Below are 20732 nucleotides of genomic sequence, written 5' to 3'. Positions count from 1 at the left end.
CACTTTCAGGCGAGCACCTGTTAGCCCCATGCTTGGGTTACCATACCGCCCTTTCCCCGCTTGCTCGACTCGACACCAACAGGTCATCCATGCGTCTGTTTCATACCTCCGACTGGCACCTGGGCCAAAGCCTGCACGGCCAGGAACGCGACTTCGAACACGCCTGCTTCCTCGACTGGCTGCTCGGCCAGCTGCGCCTGCGCCAGCCGGATGCGCTGCTGATCGCCGGCGATATCTTCGACACGGTCAACCCGCCGGTCAAAGCCCAGGAACGTCTCTACGACTTCATCGTCCAGGCCCACGAACAACAGCCGAAGCTGGACATCGTGATGATCGCCGGCAACCACGACTCCGGCTCGCGCATCGAGCTGCCCGCGGCACTGATGCGCCGCCTGCGCACCCATGCCCTGGGCCGTGTGCACTGGCTGGACGAGGGCCAGCTGGACGCCGAACGCCTGCTGATACCGCTGACCAACGGCCGTGGCAAGGTCGCCGCCTGGTGCCTGGCCTTGCCCTTCCTGCGCCCGGCCGAGGTGACCGGCCCGCAATTGGGCGACGACTACCTGCAAGGCATCACCCAGGTGCACCAGCAGCTGATCGCCGCCGCGCAAAAGAAGCGCAAGAAGGACCAGGCGCTGATCGCCATCAGCCACGCGCACATGGCCGGTGGCGCGGTGTCGGAGGACTCCGAGCGCAGCCTGATCATCGGCAACGCCGAGGCGCTGCCAGCCAAGCTGTTCGACAAGGCCATCAGCTACGTCGCCCTGGGCCACCTGCACAAGCCGCAGAAGGTCAACCGCGAAGAACGCATCCGCTACAGCGGCTCGCCGATCCCGCTGTCGTTCGCCGAAATCAACTACCCGCACCAGGTGCTGGAAGTGGAGCTTGACGGCACCGGCCTGGTCAGCGTCGAACCGCGCCCGGTACCGCGCGCCGTGGCCCTGCAACGGGTCGGCCCGGCACCACTGGGCGAACTGCTGGAGCAGTTGGCCGAGCTGCCAGTGATCGACCTGCTCGAAGACCCCAACCGCCAGCCCTGGCTGGAGGTGCGGGTGATACTGGACGAGCCGCAACCCGACCTGCGCCAGCAGATCGAAACCGCACTGGAAGGCAAGGCCGTGCGCTTGATCCGCATCAGTGCCGAATACGCCGGCCGCAACAATGCCGAAGACGATGACCTGGCCTTTGTCGAACTGGCCCAGATGACCCCGCAGGACCTGTTCAGCCGCGCCTGGGAGCAGGCCTATGGCAACCCCGCCGACGAACAGGCGCTGGCCGACTTCGCCCTGCTGTTGCAGGACGTGCAGCAGGAAGAGGAACAGCCATGAAGATTCTTGCCATCCGCCTGAAGAACCTGGCATCCCTGGCCGGCCCGGTCGATATCGATTTCACCGCCGAACCGCTGGCCAGCGCCGGCCTGTTCGCCATCACCGGGCCTACCGGGGCGGGTAAAAGTACCCTGCTCGACGCCCTGTGCCTGGCGTTGTTCGGCACCGTGCCACGGCTGAACGACATTGGCCGCGAGGCCAAGGTACCGGATGCAGACGGCGAGATCCCTACCTCCGACCCGCGCAACCTGCTGCGCCGCGGCACCGGCAGCGGCTTTGCCGAAGTCGATTTCGTCGGCATCGATGGCCGCCGCTACCGCGCCCGCTGGGAAGCCAACCGCGCCCGCGACAAGGCCAACGGCAAGCTGCAGCACAGCCGCCAGAGCTTCTATGACCTGGACAGCGAGCAGGTACTGGGCAGCGGCAAGAACGAATACAAGCAACTGGTCGAAGCCCGCCTGGGCCTGAACTTCGAACAGTTCACCCGCGCGGTGATGCTGGCCCAGAGCGAATTCGGCGCCTTCCTCAAGGCCGACGACAAAGAACGCAGCGAGCTGCTGGAAAAGCTCACCAACACCGCCATCTACACTCGCCTGGGCCAGCGGGCCTTCAGCAAGGCACGCGAAGCCGGCGAGGCCCACAATGCCCTGAAGGACCGTGCCAGCCACCTGCTGCCGATGGCCGCCGAAGCCCGCGCCGAGCTCGACCAGCGCCTGGAACAGGCGCAGCAGCAGTTCAAGGCCGACCAGGCCGGCGAGCGCCAGCTGGAGCAGCAACGCAACTGGCTGAACGAGCAGCGCCAGCTGCAGGCCCAGCACGCCGAAGCCGGCACCGCGCTGCAGGCCGCCGAACAGGGCTGGCAACAACTGGCTGAGCAGCGCCTGGACCTGGTGCGCCTGGAGCGCCTGGCCCCGCAGCGTCACCAGTTCCACCGCCAGCAGACACTGACCGCGCAACTGGCACCGCTGGCAGCGAAGATCGCCGAGCAACAGCAGCAGCAAGCCGAGCTGCAAGTGCGCACCAGCGAGCTCGAACAGGCGCTGGACGCCGCGCGTCAGGCGCTTGCCGATAGCCAGGCCCAACACAGCGAGAACGCCCCTCGCCTGCGCCAGGCCTTCGCCGCCCAGGACAACCTGGCCCGTCTGGAGCAGGAGCTGGCAGCACAGCGCAGCGCCGGCCAGCAGGCCGAGCAGCAGGTCGCCGAAGGCCAGCAGCACCTGCAGCAGCTGGAAGACAACCAGCAGCGCAGCCTGCAGCAACTGGCGCAGATCGACACCGCGCTCGCCGACAGCCAGCACCTGGCGGGCCTGGCCAATGCCTGGCACGCCTACCTGCCGCAACTGAAGCAAGTGATGCTGATCGGTGGCCGCCTGGCCAAGGGCCGTGAAGAGCTGCCCGGCCTGCAGGCCCAGGCCAGCCAGGCCAATGCGCACTTGCAGGCCGAGCGCGATGCCTTCGAGCTGCTGTTCCGCGAAGCCAAGGCCGAACCCCAGGCCCTGGCAGAACAGATCGACCTGCTGGGTGGCATGCTGCAGGACAACCGCAAGCAGCAGCGCGCCGTGGAAGAGCTGTCACGCCTGCATGGCCGTGAACTGGAACTGCGCCAGCAGCTGGAGGCCGTGCGCGTGCGTCAGCAGCAGGCCATGCAGCAGCGCCAGCAACTGATTACCGAAGGCACCGCCGCCAAGGCCGAGCTGGAAGCCGCCGAGCAAGCGCTCAACCTCACCCGCCAGTTGCTGGAACGCCAGCGCCTGGCACGCAACACCAGCGTCGAAGAGTTGCGCGGCCAGTTGCGCGACGGCGAACCCTGCCCGGTGTGCGGCAGCGCCGAGCACCCGTTCCACCAGCCTGAAGCGCTGCTGCAAAGCCTGGGTCGCCATGACCAGGCCGAAGAAGATGCCGCGCAGAAGCAGGTCGAAACCCTCAACAGCAAGCTGGTGGAGCTGCGCACCCAGCTGGGCGTGGTCAACGCCCAGCTCAAGGACTTCCAGCAGCAACAGCAGCACCTGGACGAACAGCTGCAACCGCTGGTGGCCCAGGTGCAGGCGCACAGCCTGTGGCCGGCCCTGGCCCCGCAGGACGACAAGGCCCGCAGTGCCTGGCTCGACAGCCAGCTGCGGCGCCTGGACGAAGAAATCGGCCAGGACGAGAAACGCCAGAGCGCCCTGCTCGCCCTGCAAAAAGATGCAGCCCGTCTCAACCAGCAATTGCAGGCCGCCCAGCAGGCGCAACAGCAAGCCCAGCGCCACCTGGAGCAACAGCACCAGGCCCTGGCCAGCGACGAGCAGCAGTTGCAGCAAGGCCTCGCGGACCTTGCCGGCGTATTGCCCGAAGAGGCCCTCAAGGCCTTGAACGACGACCCGGCCAATGCCTTCCTCGCCCTGGACCAGCAGATCGCCCAACGCCTGCAGCAACTGGAGCAGCGCAAGGACGAACAGGAAGAACAGCAAGCCCGCCAGGCCCAGCTGGACAAGCTGCGCGACCAGCAGCAGGCACGCGTGCAGACCCAGCAGCAGCTGCAGCAGAAACTTGCCGCCCTCGACGAGCAGCGCCAACAGGCCCAGGCTTCGCTTGGCGAACTGCTTGGCGGGCACACAAGCGCCGAAGCCTGGCAACAGCACATGGACGCCGCGCTGGAGCAGGCCCGCGCCCTCGACGCCGACACTGCCCAGCGCCTGCAGGAGCTGCGTACCCAAGGCGTGCAACTGGCCAGCGAACTCAAGGCCAACACCCAGCAGCAGCAGGCGCTGGACGCCGAGTGCCAGCAGTTGCAGGGCCAGATCGCCCAGTGGCGCGCAGAACACCCGGAACTGGACGACGCCGGCCTGGATCGCCTGCTGGGCATGGAGGATGCGCAGGTCAATGAGCTGCGCCAGCGCCTGCAAGGCGCCGAAAAGGCCATCGAACAGGGCCGCGTGCTGCTGCAGGAACGTGAACAACGCCTGCAGCAACATGCCGCGCAAATGACTGTGGACACCTCGGCCGACGCCTTGGAACAGGCCCTGACCGAACTGCGTGAACGCCTGGCCGGCCATGAGCAGCAATGCGCCGAACTGCGTGCACAGCAGGCCGATGACCAGCGTCGCCAACAGGCGCACCAGGCGCTGGCGGCGGAAATAGAACAGGCCCACCAGCAGTGGCAACGCTGGGCTCGCCTGAACGCCCTGATCGGTTCGGCCTCGGGCGATGTGTTCCGCAAGATCGCCCAGGGCTACAACCTCGACCTGCTCCTGCACCACGCCAACGCCCAGCTGCGCCAGCTGGCCCGCCGCTACCGCCTCAAACGCGGCGGCAGCGCCCTCGGCCTGCTGGTGCTGGACACCGAGATGGGTGACGAACTGCGTTCGGTGCACTCGCTGTCTGGCGGGGAAACCTTCCTGGTGTCGCTGGCCCTGGCCCTGGGCCTGGCCTCGATGGCCTCCAGCACGCTGCGCATCGAATCGCTGTTCATCGACGAAGGCTTCGGCAGCCTCGACCCCGAGTCGCTGCAACTGGCCATGGACGCCCTCGACGGCTTGCAGGCCCAGGGCCGCAAGGTGGCGGTGATTTCCCACGTGCAGGAAATGCACGAACGCATCCCGGTGCAGATCCAGGTACGCCGCCAAGGCAATGGCCTGAGTGACGTGGAGGTGTGCGGGTGATCCTCTACTCGTTCCGCCGCTGCCCCTGGGCCATGCGCGCGCGCCTGGCCCTGCGCTATGCGGGGTGCGAGGTGGAGATTCGCGAGGTAGCGATGAAGAACAAGCCGGCAGAACTGCTGGCCTTGTCACCCAAGGGCACGGTGCCGGTACTGGATACCGGTGCCGGGGTGCTCGAAGAAAGCCTGGACATCATGCGCTGGGCGCTGGCGCAAAACGACCCGCAGGACTGGCGGCTGCAGGCCGACCCTGTGGCGGCGCAGCAGGCTGAAACCCTGATTGCGCGCAACGACAGCACGTTCAAGGCGCAGGTGAACCTGTACAAGTATGCCGAGCGCTACCCCGAGCATACCCGCGAGCATTACCGCCAGCAGGCCGAGGCCTGGCTGGCGGAGCTCGAAGGCCTGCTGGCAGGCAGGCCCTACTTGCTGGCCACGCACCCGAGCATTGCCGATGCCGCGTTGCTGCCCCTGATGCGCCAGTTTGCCGGGGTCGAACCGCAGTGGTTCGCCGAGGCGGCTTATCCGCGGGTGCGGAGCTGGCTGGAGGGGTGGTTGGCTTCGGAGCTGTTCAGGTCAGTCATGGCCAAGTAGCTTCACGCGATCCCGTGTAGGAGCGGCCTTGTGTCGCGACAGGGGCGCGAAGCGGCCCCAGGTTTTTCGTCACAGCAGAAATTGCCGGGGCCGCTCTGCGGCCCTTTCGCGACACAAGGCCGCTCCTACAGGGGACCGAGTCAGGTTCAGTAGTTGTGCTTGCCACTCAATGCCGCATTGCCGATGCCGCGTTGCTGCCCCTGATGCGCCAGTTTGCCGGGGTCGAACCGCAGTGGTTCGCCGAGGCGGCTTATCCGCGAGTGCGGAGCTGGCTGGAGGGGTAGCTTCACGCGATCCCTTGTAGGAGCGGCCTTGTGTCGCGATTGGGGCGCGCAGCGGTTCCAGGTTTTTGCGTCACAGCAGAAATTGCCGGGGCCGCTCTGCGGCCCTTTCGCGACACTAGGCCGCTCCTACAGGGACCGAGTCAGCTTCAGTGGTTGTGCTTGCCACTCAATGCCGCATGGAAGTTGGCGCTCTGGCGCAGGTACTGTTCGGTGTAGCTATGGGTAGCAGACGCCTTGCCGCTGCTGTCGGCATGGGCATGCGTCGGCAATACGACCGAAGCGGAAATGGCGGATGCGGCAATGACCGGGAAGAGATTGAAGTTCATCTGGGCTGACCTCGACGGCGGTGGTTTGACGTTGGCCTGTTTGGGCCTTGGGTCAAACTTACGCCGCCGAAGCCGCAGGCAAAAATTCATTGCGGCAGTATCGAATATCACGCCGATCGATATCACTCGATGAACTTCAGGTCCGACGGCGCATCCTGCTTCAGCGTCTGCACTGTCTCCAACAGCTTGCCGCTGCGCGGATCGCGGCGTATCACCACGATCTGGTTGCTCTTCTGGTTGGCCACCAGCAGGAAGTTGTCACTCGGATCGAGGGCGAACTCGCGGGGATGATCCCCCTCCACCGAACGGCGCTGCAGGAACGTCAGCTGGCCATCCTGCTTGCCCACGCTGAACACCACGATCTCGTTGGCCGTGCCTCGGTTGCTCACATACAGGAAGCGCCCGTCTGCCGACAGGTGCAAGCCACCTGCCGCTTTCGCCGCAGCTTCCTTGCTCTCGGTCAGGGGCAGGCGCTGGCGTTCGACCAGGTTGCCCTCCTGCACATCGAACATCACCACGTCGGCACTCATTTCCAGGGTCAGGTAGGCGTGCCGGCCCTTGGCGTCGAACAACAGGTGGCGCGGCCCGCTGCCCGGCGGCAGGTCCACCGACGCGGGGATCGCCGGCGTCAGCGGGTGGTCTGCGCTTGCACCGTCGTAGCGGTAGATGAACACCTTGTCGGCACCCAGGTCGCTGGCATACAGGTGGCGGCCGTCGGGTGACAGCACCAGCGAATGCACATGGGCGCCAGCCTGGCGCTCGGGGTTGACCCCGCTCGCCTTGTGCCGGGCCTGTTGCACCACCGGCTTGAGCTTGCCGTCCTTGGCCACCGGGATTACCACCAGGCTGCCGCCAGGGTCGGGCTTGACCGCGTAGTTGGCCACGAACAGATAACGCTGGTCCTGGCTGAGGCTGGCGTGAGTCGGCTCGTCACCTTGGCTGGCCACCTGGTTGATGGGCTTGATCTCGCCTTTTGCACTGACGCTGAAGCTGCTGGCATGGCCGTTCGGGGTTTCATTGACCGCGAACAGCTGGCGTTGATCGGCCGACAATACCAGCCACGAAGGGCTGACACTCTTCACCACCTGCTGCGGCGCAGGGTCGATATGGCCGGTCTTTTCGTCAAACTGATAGCGGTAGATGCCCTGGCTGGCGCCATCAGTGTAACTGCCCACCAGCAAGGTAGCGGCGTGGGCGTGGAGGGTCACGCTCATCAGGCTAGCGGTCAGCAGGCTCGTCCAGATCCGATTCATCTTCGTCATCATCCGGGGCACGAAAGGCACTCATACAGACTAGTCGATGCTCGCCGTTGGCATCGTCGAGTTGCCACTCGTCACCCACGGCGATGGCAGCAGTGATCTGCTCGGGGGTGAAGGACCAGCGGCGGAGCTGGCGGCCGTCCATGCATTCGATGGTGAGGCCGGATTCATCGGAGGTGAAGTCGAAGGCGTGCAGGCCGTCGATCAGGAGCATGTCGCAGGACTGCAGGGCGGTGGCGAGGGGGGACATGGGGGTACCAATCTGAAATGAGTTGGCATTATAGCCCTGGGGCTGCTTTGCAGCCCATCGCGACACAAGGCCGCTCCTACAGGGATCGCATCAGCCTTCCGATACGCGTTCCCCTGTAGGAGCGGCCTTGTGTCGCGATGGGCCGCATAGCGGCCCCTTGCGGTCAATGAGCGAAAATGGAGCCCCCCTCCTTGCCCACCATCTTCTCCGGCTTGATCAGGAACCGCGCCAACGCCGGCAACAACCACAGCGCCCCGAACATGTTCCACAACAACATGAAAGTCAGCATCAGCCCCATGTCCGCCTGGAACTTGATCGCCGAGAAGATCCAGGTGCACACGCCGATGGCCAGGCACAAGCCGGTGAACAGCACTGCCTTGCCGGTCGAGCGCAGGGTCTCGTAATAAGCCTCCTGCAACGGCAACCCGGCGCGCAGGAAGCTTTCCAGCCGGCTGTAGATGTAGATGCCATAGTCCACGCCAATGCCCACACCCAGCGCCACCACCGGCAAGGTCGCCACCTTGACCCCGATGCCCATGTAGGCCATCAGCGCGTTGCCCAGCACCGAGGTCAGCACCAGCGGCAGGACGATGCACAGGGTGGCGGCGAACGAGCGGAAGGTAATCAGGCACATCACCGCCACACAGATGTACACCAGGATCAGGATGGTCAGCTCGGCCGACTTGATCACCTCGTTGGTCGCCGCCTCGATCCCGGCATTGCCCGCCGCCAGCAGGAACTGCAGGCCTTCCTTGTTGTGGCTGTCGGCAAACGCCTTGGCCACGGCAGTGACCCGCTCCAGGGTTTCGGCCTTGTGGTCGTTGAGGAACACCAGCACCGGCGCCAGCGAGCAGTCGCCGTTGTACAAGCCGTCGGCGCGGGCGATGGAGTTGTTGAGGATGTCCGGGTTGCGCGACAGGGTTTCCCATTTCAGGCTGCCCTCGTTCATGCCCTTGATCACCTGCTTGGACACGGTCACGAGGGAAATTGCCGACTGCACGCCCGGGGTGTTCTGCATGGTCCACATCAGCTCGTCGATCGGCGCCATGGTCGAGTGGATCGAGCAGCTTTCCGGCGGGGTCTTGACCATGATCACCAGCACATCGGAACTGGTCGAGTAGTTGCTGATGATGAAGTTGTTGTCCTGGTTGTAGCGCGAGTCGGGGCGCAATTCCGGCGCGCCCTGGTCGAGGTCGCCGATCTTCAGGTTCTGGCTGTACCACAGGCCACCGGCGAAGGCGACCAGCGCCAGGGCCACCGACACCGGCGCCACCTTGGCACTGGCGAAGTTCGACAGCAGGCGCCAGAACGGGTGCTCGCGGGTGGCGTCCTGCTTGCTGCGCTCGACGGCCTTCTTGCTGATGCCGACGTAGGAGATCGCTACCGGCAGCAGGATGAGGTTGGTGAACACGATCACTGCCACACCGATGGAAGCGCCGATGGCCAGTTCACGAATCACCCCGATGTCGATGATCAGCAGAGTGATGAAGCCCACGGCGTCGGCGAGGATGGCGATCATCCCCGGCAGGAACAGCTGGCGGAACGTGCGCCGGGCGGCGGTCAGGGCGTTGTCGGCGTCACTCGACTGCAGGGCGATACCGTTGATCTTCTGCACCCCATGGGAAATGCCGATGGCGAAGATCAGGAACGGCACCAGCATCGAGTACGGGTCCAGGCCAAAGCCCACCGCATGCATCAGGCCCAGCTGCCAGACCACCGCCACCAGGGTGGTGATGAGCACGGCGATGGTGCTGCGGATGCACCAGGTGAACCAGTACAGCAGCACCCAGGTGATGGCCAGGGCGACGCCGAAGAACATCGCCACCATCACCAGGCCGTCGATCAGGTCGCCGACCTTCTTGGCGAAGCCGACGATGTGCACTTTCACGTTGGGGTTCTGCGCCTGGAACTTGTCACGGATCTTTTCTTCCAGCTGGTGCGAGAACTGCTGGTAGTCCAGCTTCACCTGCTTGCCCGGGTCCTGCGGGTCTGGGTAGCTCTCCAGCAGCGGCACGTCGACGATGCTGGACTTGAAGTTGTTGCCCACCAGGCGCCCCACCTGGCCCGACTTGAGCACGTTGTCGCGCAGGGTGTCGAGGCTGTCCTGCGAACCGTTGTAAGTGTTGGGGATCACCTCGCCACCGGAAAAGCCTTCCTCGGTGACCTCGCTCCAGCGCACGCTGGGGCTCCACAGCGACTTCAGCCCGGCACGGTCGACGCCTGGGATGTAGAACACTTCGTCATGGATCTGCCGCAGGGTCTCCATGTAGTCCTTGTCGAAAATGTCGCCATTCACGGCCTCCACCGAAATGCGCACGGTGTTGCCGAGGTTGGCCAGGTCGTTGCGGTGCTCCATCATCTGCTCGATGAACGGGTGCTGCAGCGGGATCATCTTCTCGAAGCTGGTGGACGGGCGAATCTGCGTGGCCTGCCAGAACAGGAAGATGCTGACCAGTACGCACAGGGCGATGACCACGGGGCGATTGTTGAAGATCAGGCGTTCGAGCAGCGTGGCCTTGTCCTGGTGATGCGGGTGCATGGTGATGCTCTCCCTGCTGGTCATGGACGCACCTCCTGGTCAGCACCCTGCGGGTCAGCCAGGTGCACGCCACCCTGCCCTACCAGCAGCAGGCCGCCATCGGCCAGGCCGCTGACGCCGGCCAGGGCAATGCGGTCGGCGCGGTTGTAGACACTGAAGGTCTGGCCATCATCGGTACTGCGCAGCACGCTGCCGCCATTGCCGACCAGCACCAGGCTACCGTCCTGGACAAGCGTAGCGCCTGCCAGGCCGAATTCGAGGTTGCCACGTGCGGCCTTGAGCTCGATCGGCTGCCAGCTGTCACCGAAATCGGCGGAACGGAACAGGTTGCCGCGCAGGCCGTAGGCCAGCAGGGTGTGCGGCTGGGCAGTGCCGATCACGCCGAACAGCGAGCCCTCGTAAGGGCCCTCGACCTTGGCCCAGGTCTGGCCGTTGTCGGCGGAGCGGAACATGCCACCCTGCTCGCCGACGATGAACAAGCCCGCGTCACGCACCTGGGCGATACCGTTCAGGTGCAGCTGGTCGGGGTTGTCCAGGCGCTCGGCCACGTCCTGCCAGTGCTGGCCGCCGTCGGTGGTTTCCAGCAAGGCGCCATAGGCACCTACGGCAAAACCGTGCTGGGCGTCGAGGAAGGCGACATCGAGCAAGGGTGCTTCGCGGGACAGGTCTTCGAACTGCTTGCTCCAGGTGGCACCACCATCGCTGCTGGCGAGCACCAGCGCATCGTGGCCGACGGCCCAGCCGCGCTTGTCGTCGAGGAAAAAGACGGCGGTCAGCAGTTGCCGGGTGGGCACCCGCGCCTGGGTCCAGGTGCTGCCCTGGTCGTCGGAGAACAGGATATGGCCGCGATCGCCCACCACCACCAGGCGCTTGCCGGCATGGGTGGCGTCGATCAGCAGGCTTTGGCTGGCCTTGGCCGATTCGGTGGAATACTCGTCGGCGGCAGCGGCTTGCACGCTGTCAGCCCACACGCCAAGCCCCAGCGCCAGTACCGCGCTGGCTGCCAATGGCCAGGCAAAGCGCCTGTTCTGTTCCCTCATGACTGTCCCCCTGTTGTGTTCTTGTGTGGTGGGTCAATGCACTGCAGGTACTGCGAAAAGCCTGATCTAGAGGCCTGCAATAGCTTGAGGGGATCGTAGCGGGGATATTTGCGGGAACACAACGGGCGGGGTGTTATGTTTTGTTGTCGGCTCCAAAAGCTTCGCGGGTAAACCCGCTCCCACAGGTCCTGCACAGCCCATGAAAGCGGTGCAGTACCTGTGGGAGCGGGTTTACCCGCGAAGAGGTCGGCTCAGGCTACGGAAAACTCAAGCCAGGCTCTTGCTCACAACCTCATACACATCACTGGACAGCTCACCAGAAGCCAGAATCCGCTCCAGCTCGCCCTTCATCAGGGCCTGACGCGCATCGTCATACTTGCGCCAGCGGGTCAGCGGTGCCAGCTGCCGCGAAGCGATCTGTGGGTTCAGCGCATTCAGCTCGATCACCAGGTCCGCCAGGAAGCGGTAGCCGGAGCCATCCGCCGCATGGAAGTTGACCAGGTTCTGCCCGGCAAAGGCGCCGACCAGCGCACGTACCTTGTTCGGGTTCTTCAGGGTGAACGCCGGGTGCTGCATCAGCGCCTTGACCCGCGCCAGCCCGCCCGGCAGCGTACTGGCCGCCTGCACGCTGAACCACTGGTCCATGACCAGCGGGTTGTCCTTGAAGTGCTCGGCAAAGGCTTCCAGCGCCTTGGCCCGCTCGGCCTCGAACGGCGAGTTGACCAGCACGGCCAGGGCGGTCAGGCGCTCGGTCATGTTGTCGCAGTGCTCGAACTGCTCCAGGGTCGCCTGCAGCACCTGCGGCTTGCCGCTCTGCATCAGGTACGACAGCGCGATGTTCTGCAGGCTGCGGCGGGCGAAGTGCTCGGCCGAGGCCACGTAGGCGGTGCTGCGCGACACTTCGCGGTTGGCCTGGTAGCGCGCCCACAGGGCGTCGAACAGCTGCTCGGCGATCTGCTGGCGGGCGAACTCGCGGGCGGCATGGATGGCGTCCACGTCGGCCACCTGGCTGATTTCGGTGAGGTAGGCCTCACCCGGCAGCGAAAGCATTTCGGCAACCATGGCCGGGTCCAGCGACTCGTTGCCGAGCACGGTGCCCAGGGCGCTGATCAGGCGCTGGTCGAGCTTGAGTGCTTCGCCGCGCTGATGCTGGCCGATCAGCTCCTGCAGCACCTGCACCGACAACTGCTGCCCCGCCTCCCAGCGGTTGAAGCCGTCGCTGTCGTGCTGCATCAGGAACATCAGCTGGTCGCGGTCGTAGGGGAAGCTCAGCTTGACCGGTGCACTGAAGCCACGCAGCAGCGAAGGCAGCGGCTTGGCCCGGATGCCCTGGAAGGTGAAGGTCTGCTCGGCCTCGGTCACCGACAGCACGCGGCTGGTGCCCTGCGCCGTCGCTTCACCGACCAGTTGCAGCGGCAGGTCGTTGCCTGCGGCATCCAGCAGGCCAAGCTCCACCGGGATCACGAACGGCAGTTTTTCGGCCTTGTCCGGGGTCTGCGGGCAGCTCTGGCGGAAGGTCAGGCTGTAGGTCTGCGCGGCCGCGTCATAGGCCTCGCTGACTTCCAGGCGCGGGGTGCCGGCCTGGTTGTACCAGCGCTTGAACTGGGTGAAGTCGACGCCGTTGGCGTCTTCCATGGCCTTGATGAAATCGTCGGTGGTCACCGCCTGGCCATCGTGGCGTTCGAAGTACAGGTCGCTGCCCTTGCGGAAGCCGTCTGCGCCCAGCAGGGTACGAACCATGCGCACCACTTCGGCGCCCTTCTCGTACACGGTCAGGGTGTAGAAGTTGGAGATCTCGATGAAGCTGTCCGGGCGCACCGGGTGGGCCATGGGGCCAGCGTCTTCGGCGAACTGGTGAGTACGCAGGTAGGCCACGTCTTCGATGCGTTTGACCGTGCGCGAGTTCATGTCGGCGCTGAACTCGGCATCGCGGAACACCGTGAAGCCTTCCTTCAGCGACAGCTGGAACCAGTCACGGCAGGTGACGCGGTTGCCCGACCAGTTGTGGAAATACTCGTGGGCAACCACGCCTTCGACGCGCTGGTGGGCGGCATCGGTGGCCGTTTCGGCACGGGCCAGCACACAGCTGGAGTTGAAGATGTTCAGGCCCTTGTTTTCCATGGCGCCCATGTTGAAGTCGTTGACCGCGACAATCATGAAGATGTCCAGGTCGTACTCGCGGCCATAGACTTCCTCGTCCCAGCGCATCGACTTCTTCAGGCTGACCATGGCGTGGTCGCACTTGTCGATGTTCTCGGGCTCTACGTAGATGCGCAGGGTCACGTCACGGCCGGACTGGCGGGTGAAGCTGTCCTCGACGCACCACAGGTCACCGGCCACCAGAGCGAACAGGTAGGCCGGCTTCATGAACGGGTCTTCCCAGGTCGCCCAGTGGCGGCCATCGTCTGCCGGCCCGCTGCCGATCGGGTTGCCGTTCGACAGCAATACCGGGTAGCGATGCTGCTCGGCGATGACCGTGGTGGTGAAGGTGCTCATCACGTCCGGGCGGTCGAGGTAGTAGGTGATCTTGCGGAAGCCTTCGGCCTCGCACTGGGTGCAGAACATCTTGCCCGACTTGTACAGGCCTTCCAGTGCGGTGTTGCTCTCGGGGTGGATCTTCACGCTGGTGTCGAGGGTGAAGCGCTCAGCCTTGGGCTGCACGGTCAGGCTGTCGGCATCGAGCTGGTAGTCGCCCGGCTGCAGCTCCTGGTCATCCAGCGAGGCGCGCAGCAGTTCCAGCTGCTGGCCATCGAGCGCCAGTGGCGGCAGGCCGGCACCGCGTGCCGGGTTGCGGCGCATGACCAGTTGCGCGTGAACCAGGGTATGGTCCTCGAACAGCTCGAAGGTCAGGTGCGTCTCGTCGATCAGGTACTCGGGCGCCTGGTAATCCTCGAGGTAGATCACTTGCGGTTGTTCGGTACGCATGTGCAGGTCCTTTTTACTGGAGCACGGCCAACTGGTAGGCCGTGTACTTGCGAATATTGATCACACCGGTGTCGAAGATCAGGTACTGGCCCTTGATGCCCAGCAGCGTGCCTTCCACTACCGGGTCCTTGTCGAGGTTGAAGCTGACGATCTTCGATGGGTAGGCCTCGACCGGGTACTTCATCTGCACCACTTCGGCGTCGGCCAGCGGCTGGATCGCCTGCAGGCCGAAGCGCCCCTGCAGCTCGCGCAGGCCATCGGCACAGGCGTCGAACACCTGTTCACGAATGGCCACCAGGTCGAGCTCATCGGCGTCGCCCTTGAGCAGGGCGCGCCAGTTGGTGCGGTCCGGCACCTGGCTGCGCAGCAAGTCCTCGACCAGGCCGGACTGCTGGCGGGTGGCCACGCGCACGATCGGCAGGGCCTGGCTGGCACCCTGGTCGAGCCAGCGGGTGGGCAGCTGGGTGGCGCGGGTGATACCGACCTTGATCCCCGACGAGTTGGCCAGGTAGACCACATGGTCGGTCATGCAGAACTGTTCGCCCCACGACGGTTCGCGGCAGGTGCCGGCGTCGTAGTGGCACTTTTCCGGGGCCATGATGCACACGTCGCACTGGGCCAGTTTGGTCATGCACGGGTAGCAGTAACCCTGGCTGAAGCTGGTCTTGGTGCGCTTGCCACAATGGCTGCAGTGAATGGCGCCGAGGTATTCGAGGCGCAGGCGCTGGCCGATCAGCGGGTTGACCGGCACCTGCGTGTCATCCAGACGGAAGCTGTACTGCACCACTGGCGCCTGCAGGCTTACCGCCATCTTGCTCAACGAGCCACGAGCGAGTTCGATCAATGTACCGAGTCCGACTTGAACAGAATGTTGGCGATCGGCGCGGACTTCGAGGCGCACTCCTGCGGGCCCATGTAGCCGGTACGCTGGTCTTCGGGCAGGTTTTTCATCTCCCAGGCGATTACCGCCTGCAGCGACAGCTCTTTCTGCTCGGCAGTGAGCTTGCGGCCATCCGACCATTTGCCGATTTCCACGGCCAGTTTCAGGCTCTCGTAGATTTCCGGGGTGATGTTTTCAATCATTTGCGCGAAAGTGGACATAGTGTCTCCTGATTCAAGCCGACAGTTTACGCCGGGCCAGCGCCCCACCCAAGAGCCCGGTCAGGCATCCGATGAGCAGCCCGCCGACGTGGGCGGCGTTGGCGATCTGGCCAAGGCCCAGGGTGTCGATCACGCCGCTCAGGCACACCACCAGCCAGATCAGCATCATCACCAGCACGCCCTTGGGCAGGTTGAAGTAACGGTCGGGTGCCAGCCACTGGTACAGCCAGATGTGCCCGAGCAGGCCGTACAGCACGCCGGACAGGCCGCCGAACAGGCTCGGCCCGCTGCTGTAGTGCTGGGCCAGGTTGGACACCAGGCTGAACAGCAGGGTCAGGCCCAGCAGCGCCCACGGGCCCTGGCGCAATTCGATGCGTTTGCCCAGTTCCCAGTACCACAGGCTGTTCATGGCCAGGTGCAGCACGCCGAAATGCAGCAGCATGGGCGATACCAGGCGCCACCACTGGCCTTCGTCCAGGCTTTGCGCCAGCGGGCTGAAGTACAGGTAGTCGCCCTGGACGCGGAAATCGAGGAAGGTGAACCAGCTGATGGTGGTGAAGTTGTCGCCCAGGCCGGTGAGGCCGGCGACGATGAAGCACAGCAGCAGGGTCAGGGTGGTGATTTTGCAGGCGCGGGCCTGTTCCGCCAGGGAGGGCCCTTTCGCGGGCTCGCCCGCTCCCACAGGATCGGTGGTGGCTGGCAGGTCGGCGTTGCCGTCAGGGTAGCGCTGGTAGAGTTCGCGGACGTCTGCGGCCAGGGTGTCGGGGGCCCAGAGCACCTGGGCATCGCCCTCCTCGCTGACCCGGTGCGGCACCTGCAGGCGCTGCAGCAGGTGAACGAAGCCGCTGAGGTCGACCGACAGCGGCAGGCGCATCACTTCGATAATGTTCATTGGTTGGCCTGTGGGCGGTCGACATCGACCCAGACGAACTTGTGCGGGTCGATGCGGGTTTCATCATCCAGCCGATAGGCGGCCAGCTTGCCGTAGAGCACGGCGCTGTAGTCCAGGCAGGCCAGGTTGGCGCGGATCGGCGCCGGGCGGCCGCTGCGCCAGTAATGGCCGACGAACAGCATGGGCTCGTCTTCGGCATAACGCAGCAGGGCGTTCTTCTGGCTGTGACTGAGCGGGGTGCTGGCCACTTCCGCGGGCAGGGCGTCTGGCTGGAACACGATGTCGCCGTAGGTTTGCGGGTCTTCTTCCCAGAACTTGGTACGGAAGAAGGCACGGGTCAGGCCGTCGCCACCGGTGAGGGTCAGGCCGTCCGGCAGGCGCATGTCGGTGCCGCGCAGCAGGCGGTTGCACACGGTGGCGGCAAAGCTGCCGCTCACCGCCGAGGCCTGGATGAAGTGCTCGTCGATACGCCCGTCGGGGTACTGCTGGCGCAGCGGCTCGATCAGCCGCGGGTCCCAGCAGGCATGCACCAGGCGGAAGCGCCCGGCGTCGACGAACAGCGGTAATTCGTAGAACCAGTTGACGAAGTCGTGCCAGTCAGCGGGGTGATGGGCAAACTGGGCCAGGGTTTCGTCGATCAACCGGGCGTGGCGCGGCGTATGCTCGCGCACGAAGGCCTTGCCGCTGCCAGGCAGTGCCGGGGTAACCCAGCCCAGCGCGTTGTACTCATGGTTGCCCATGATGCAGAACGCCTGGCCGGCCTCGACCATGTCGTGGACGATGTGCAGCGCCTCGCGAATGCGTGGCCCGCGGTCGACGATGTCGCCAAGGAACAGCGCCTGGCGCCGCGGGTGGCGCCACACGCCTGCCACACGCTTGTAACCAAGGGCGTCGAGCAGGCGTTCAAGGGTCAGCGCACAACCGTGCACGTCACCGATGATGTCGAAACTACGCGCCGGATCGAGCATCAGTCGTCCCTGCTTCCCAGGCGGCTGCCCCAGCCTAGCTTGGTGCGGCAGACCTCGTAGTAGTTGTGGTCCAGCGGGTGGATCAGGCGCAGCTTCTGCGGTTTCTTGCTCACCGTGATGGTGTCGCCGGGGGCACAAGTGAAGTGGTTCTGGCCGTCACAGGATACTTGCGGGTAGATCTGCAGGTCCTTGGACACCACGATCTTCAGCTCGCTGTTGCCGTCGACCACGATCGGCCGGCCCGACAGAGTGTGCGGGTACATCGGCACGATGACGATGGCGTCGAGCTTGGGGTGCATGATCGGGCCGCCGGCCGACAGCGCGTAGGCGGTGGAGCCGGTGGGGGTGGCGACGATCAGGCCGTCGGCCTTCTGGCTGCAGACGAACTGGCCATCGATGTAGATCTCGAACTCGATCATGCGCGTGGACTTGCCCGGGTGCAGCACCACGTCGTTCAGCGCATCACCCTGGCCGATGGCTTCGTTGTGGCGGCGTACTTCGGCCTGCAGCAGGAAGCGGTTTTCCACCAGGTAGTGGCCGTCGAGCACTTCGGCGACCTTCTCTTCCAGCTCGTCGGGGCGGATGTCGGTGAGGAAGCCCAGGTTGCCTCGGTTGATGCCCAGCACCGGAATGTTGTGCCGGGCCAGGGCGCGGGCGGCGCCCAGCAGGCTGCCGTCACCGCCGACCACGATGACCAGGTCACAGACCTCGCCCAGCAGCTTGCGGGTAGAGGTTTGCAGGCCATGGCCGGGTAGCACTTCGGCGATGGTGTCCTCGAGGATCACGTGCAGGTGGCGCTCGAGGAGGAATTTTTTCAGTCGGCGAATGGTGTCGAGCACCTGCGAGCTGCCAAGGCGGCCGATGATACCGATATTGCGAAATTGCTCCATGGGGCTCCTGCGAGGCTCTGCGGCGGGTGACTATGCCGCGATTATGGGCGAAACCACCGGGTAGCGGCAAACCGGCTATGCTCGCAGGATGATGCCATTCGCCCTGCTCCACGACCTGCCCCGGCAGCTACGCCGCCCCAACGTGCGCGACCTGGCCTGGGCCCTGCTGTCGCCCCCGTTGCTCAGCGCCCCGCCCTGCCCCCAGCGCCACCCGCTGGCGGGCAGCCTTTGGGCGGACCAGCCACAGCGCCTGGCAGACTGGCTGCGGGCGCTGGATGACGATGACCGCCCATTGCGCGACTGGCTGGCGCAGCTGGGCAGCCGGCGCCTGGGGCACTACTACGAACGGCTGTGGCAATTCGCCCTGGGCCAGGCCCCGGGCATTGAACTACTGGCGGCCAACCTGGCGATTCGCGACGGCGGGCGCACCCTGGGCGAGCTGGATGTGGTGCTGCGCGACCGCGACGGTGTGCACCACCTGGAACTGGCCATCAAGCTGTACCTGGGCCCGGAGCATCCCGGGCACGACCCCGCCGCCTGGCTGGGGCCGGGCTGCCATGACCGACTGGGAAGCAAACTGGCGCACCTGGCGCGACACCAGCTGCCCATGTCGGCGGGCGCGCACAGCCGCGAGGTGCTGGCCCGGCTGGGGGTGGAGCAGGTGCAGGCGCATGTGTGGCTGGGTGGCTATCTGTTCTACCCGTGGCCTGGGCATGCACAGCCACCACAGGGCGCCAACCCGCAGCACCTGCGCGGGCGCTGGCTGCGGCGGCGGGACTGGGTCATGGGCGAAGGTGAGCGATGGCAGCCGCTGCAACGGCATGCCTGGCTGGCGCCGGCGCGGGTCGAGGCGCAGGAGTGCTGGGCGGTGGAGCAGTTTGCGGCGTGGCTGCACGTGCTGGAGCGGCAGGCTCCGGCGCAGTTGCTGGTGAGGTTGGAACAAGAGGCTGACGGGGCGTGGCAGGAGGCCGAGCGGGTGTTTCTGGTGGCTGACAATTGGCCATTTACACCCGAGGCATGATGCCGGCTGTTCCGGCCTCTTCGCGGGCTTGCCCGCTCCCACAGGTACTGCACAGGTCTCTGGCTCTGCGCTATGCCTGTGGGAGCGGGCAAGCCCGCGAAGAGGCCGGTGCAGACAACACAATTTTCACAGACCTGGCGCAAAGATTTGTTCCCCCGTAGCCATTACAGTACTTCCTGAGCGCCGGCAAGAGCGCCATTCCGACCTGATGACGAGGACCGATCATGGTTTCATCCACCCCCGCGACCCATTACGCGCGCCTGTCCATCGCCCTGCACTGGCTGATGCTGGTGCTGCTGGCCGCTGTCTATGCCCTAATCGAACTGCGTGGCCTGTTCCCCAAGGACAGCGTCGAGCGCAACCTGATGAAGGACCTGCACTTCATGCTCGGGCTCAGCGTGTTCGTGCTGGTCTGGTTGCGCCTGGCCATCCGCCTGAGCCGCCCGACTCCACCCATCGTGCCCAAACCTGCGGCCTGGCAGACCGGCCTCGCGCACCTGATGCACCTGGCGTTGTACCTGCTGATGATCATCCTGCCGCTGGCCGGCTGGCTGATCCTCAGCGCCGCCGACAAACCAGTGCCGTTCTTCGGCCTGGAGCTGCCGCACCTGATTGGCCCGAACCCGGACCAGGCCAAGTTCATCAAAGGCTGGCATGAACGCATCGGCAGCTGGGGCTACTGGCTGATCGGCCTGCACGCTGTGGCCGGGCTGTATCACCACTATGTGCAGCGCGACAACACGCTGCTGCGCATGCTGCCCTACAAGTAACCGCGCCGGCCCTGCAGGCCGCCGGTGTGCACCACGATCAGGCGGGTGCCGGGCGCGAACAGCCCGGCCTCGACCTGCTCACGCAGGGCCAGCAGGGCCTTGCCGGTGTAGAGAGCTTCGAGCGGCACGCCGGTGTGCCGCTCGCAATCGGTGATGAACGCCATCAGCTCAGCGTCGAATTTGCCGAAACCGCCACGGCAGGCGTCGTGCAGCTGGTAGCCATGCGCGCCGGCCAGTGTCGCTACCGCCTCCGGCACACCATGGTCTCTGGGTACAGCCAATGCACCATGCACCACATGTGCGCCCGCCTCGGCCATTACCAGGCCGGCCAGGGTAGTCCCCGTTCCGGCAGCCAGCCACCAGGCGTCGTAGCCCGACCAGCCCAGTGCCGCGATTTGCGCGCGCGCCTGCTGCATGATCAGCGCGCAGCCCTGTGCACCGGCCAGCCCGCCGCCCCCTTCAGGGATGCAGTGCCAACCCGGGTAGCGTGCCTGCCAGGGTTCCCAGAAACCCGCTTGGTTTCGTGCGCGATAGCCGCCATAGCCCAGCCAGTGCAGTTCCATGCCCAGCGCCTGCAGGTCACGCACGGTTGGCGTGTCCTGGGCGTCGCCACGCAGCAGGCCGGCGGTGGCGAAGCCGAAGCGCTTGCCGGCAGCGGCCAGGGCGTGCAGGTGGTTGGAATGGTTGCCGCCGAGGCTGATCAGGCCCGGGGCGTTGCTGGCGCTGGCCTGCTGCAGGTGGTGGCGTAGCTTGAACCATTTGTTGCCACTGATCAGCGGGTCGATCAGGTCCAGGCGCAGGATGGCGGCTTTGATCTGCGCTGCTGTCAGCCAGGGCAGGTTCAGGGGCTGCAGGGGAGCTTGGGGGAGGTGGAGGAGCATGCTGCGAGTTTACCAGTGAAATCCCGG

17 protein-coding genes and 1 pseudogene are annotated in these 20732 nt (G+C 65.4%); 6 read left to right on the top strand and 12 right to left on the bottom strand.

From position 1 onward, the window contains the following. The first annotated feature begins 89 nt into the window (after positions 1-89). From C163_RS07595 to C163_RS27070, 4 genes and pseudogenes are all read left to right on the top strand, one after another. A complete protein-coding gene (locus C163_RS07595; protein WP_025338266.1) occupies positions 90-1328 on the top strand; it encodes an exonuclease SbcCD subunit D C-terminal domain-containing protein in 1239 nt (412 codons plus the stop codon). Next, entirely contained in the window at positions 1325-4969 is a 3645-nt protein-coding gene (locus C163_RS07590) for an AAA family ATPase (protein WP_025338265.1), read from the top strand. Before C163_RS07595 ends, C163_RS07590 begins: the two co-directional genes overlap by 4 nt. Beyond that, the gene (locus tag C163_RS07585; RefSeq protein ID WP_025338264.1) at positions 4966-5559 is read left to right on the top strand and encodes a glutathione S-transferase; all 594 of its coding nucleotides are present in this window, start codon (positions 4966-4968) and stop codon (positions 5557-5559) included. Before C163_RS07590 ends, C163_RS07585 begins: the two co-directional genes overlap by 4 nt. Before the next feature lie 176 nt (positions 5560-5735). Next, positions 5736-5843: pseudogene (locus tag C163_RS27070) on the top strand (glutathione S-transferase); the annotation flags it as partial. 146 nt (positions 5844-5989) lie between these two features. Here the strand turns inward: C163_RS27070 and C163_RS07580 are convergent. From C163_RS07580 to C163_RS07530, 11 genes are all read right to left on the bottom strand, one after another. Continuing rightward, a complete protein-coding gene (locus tag C163_RS07580) occupies positions 5990-6169 on the bottom strand; it encodes a hypothetical protein (protein ID WP_025338263.1) in 180 nt (59 codons plus the stop codon). A 122-nt stretch (positions 6170-6291) separates the two neighbouring features. Next, complete coding sequence (locus C163_RS07575) at positions 6292-7422, bottom strand: lactonase family protein (RefSeq protein WP_025338262.1); 1131 nt, start codon at positions 7420-7422, stop codon at positions 6292-6294. Further along, complete coding sequence (locus tag C163_RS07570) at positions 7388-7678, bottom strand: DUF5629 family protein (RefSeq protein ID WP_025338261.1); 291 nt, start codon at positions 7676-7678, stop codon at positions 7388-7390. Before C163_RS07570 ends, C163_RS07575 begins: the two co-directional genes overlap by 35 nt. Before the next feature lie 163 nt (positions 7679-7841). After that, a complete protein-coding gene (locus C163_RS07565; RefSeq protein ID WP_024086538.1) occupies positions 7842-10217 on the bottom strand; it encodes an RND family transporter in 2376 nt (791 codons plus the stop codon). A gap of 20 nt (positions 10218-10237) precedes the next feature. After that, on the bottom strand, positions 10238-11257 hold the full coding sequence (locus C163_RS07560) for a YCF48-related protein (RefSeq protein WP_025338260.1): 1020 nt from the start codon (positions 11255-11257) through the stop codon (positions 10238-10240). Positions 11258-11524: 267 nt separating this feature from the next. After that, positions 11525-14182: an aminopeptidase N gene (gene pepN, locus C163_RS07555; protein WP_025338259.1), complete on the bottom strand. Its 2658-nt coding sequence runs from the start codon at positions 14180-14182 to the stop codon at positions 11525-11527. A gap of 13 nt (positions 14183-14195) precedes the next feature. Continuing rightward, positions 14196-15026 (bottom strand): DUF2797 domain-containing protein, encoded by an 831-nt coding sequence (locus tag C163_RS07550; protein ID WP_025338258.1) that lies wholly within the window; start codon positions 15024-15026, stop codon positions 14196-14198. Next, positions 15023-15283 (bottom strand): YeaC family protein, encoded by a 261-nt coding sequence (locus tag C163_RS07545; RefSeq protein ID WP_003260154.1) that lies wholly within the window; start codon positions 15281-15283, stop codon positions 15023-15025. Before C163_RS07545 ends, C163_RS07550 begins: the two co-directional genes overlap by 4 nt. A gap of 13 nt (positions 15284-15296) precedes the next feature. Further along, complete coding sequence (locus tag C163_RS07540; protein ID WP_025338257.1) at positions 15297-16175, bottom strand: rhomboid family intramembrane serine protease; 879 nt, start codon at positions 16173-16175, stop codon at positions 15297-15299. Continuing rightward, on the bottom strand, positions 16172-17143 hold the full coding sequence (locus C163_RS07535) for a metallophosphoesterase (RefSeq protein WP_025338256.1): 972 nt from the start codon (positions 17141-17143) through the stop codon (positions 16172-16174). Before C163_RS07535 ends, C163_RS07540 begins: the two co-directional genes overlap by 4 nt. Further along, the gene (locus tag C163_RS07530; RefSeq protein WP_025338255.1) at positions 17143-18033 is read right to left on the bottom strand and encodes an NAD(+) kinase; all 891 of its coding nucleotides are present in this window, start codon (positions 18031-18033) and stop codon (positions 17143-17145) included. The genes C163_RS07535 and C163_RS07530 overlap by 1 nt, the downstream gene beginning before the upstream one ends. Before the next feature lie 88 nt (positions 18034-18121). Here C163_RS07530 and C163_RS07525 point away from each other — a divergent pair, with 88 nt between their 5' ends. Together C163_RS07525 and C163_RS07520 are read left to right on the top strand one after the other, a co-directional pair. Next, the gene (locus C163_RS07525) at positions 18122-19054 is read left to right on the top strand and encodes a DUF1853 family protein (RefSeq protein ID WP_025338254.1); all 933 of its coding nucleotides are present in this window, start codon (positions 18122-18124) and stop codon (positions 19052-19054) included. 224 nt (positions 19055-19278) lie between these two features. Then, a complete protein-coding gene (locus tag C163_RS07520; protein ID WP_025338253.1) occupies positions 19279-19824 on the top strand; it encodes a cytochrome b in 546 nt (181 codons plus the stop codon). On the opposite strand, the gene C163_RS07515 is transcribed toward C163_RS07520, so the two are convergent. Beyond that, complete coding sequence (locus C163_RS07515) at positions 19815-20705, bottom strand: 1-aminocyclopropane-1-carboxylate deaminase/D-cysteine desulfhydrase (protein WP_025338252.1); 891 nt, start codon at positions 20703-20705, stop codon at positions 19815-19817. The genes C163_RS07520 and C163_RS07515 overlap by 10 nt on opposite strands. Positions 20706-20732: the final 27 nt, after the last annotated feature.

It is taken from the genome of Pseudomonas sp. FGI182 (genome assembly GCF_000511325.1).
GTDB classification, from domain to species: Bacteria; Pseudomonadota; Gammaproteobacteria; order Pseudomonadales; family Pseudomonadaceae; genus Aquipseudomonas; species Aquipseudomonas putida_Z.
Note: the sequence above shows the minus strand (reverse complement) of the source record. Positions and strands in the feature narration are given on the sequence as shown.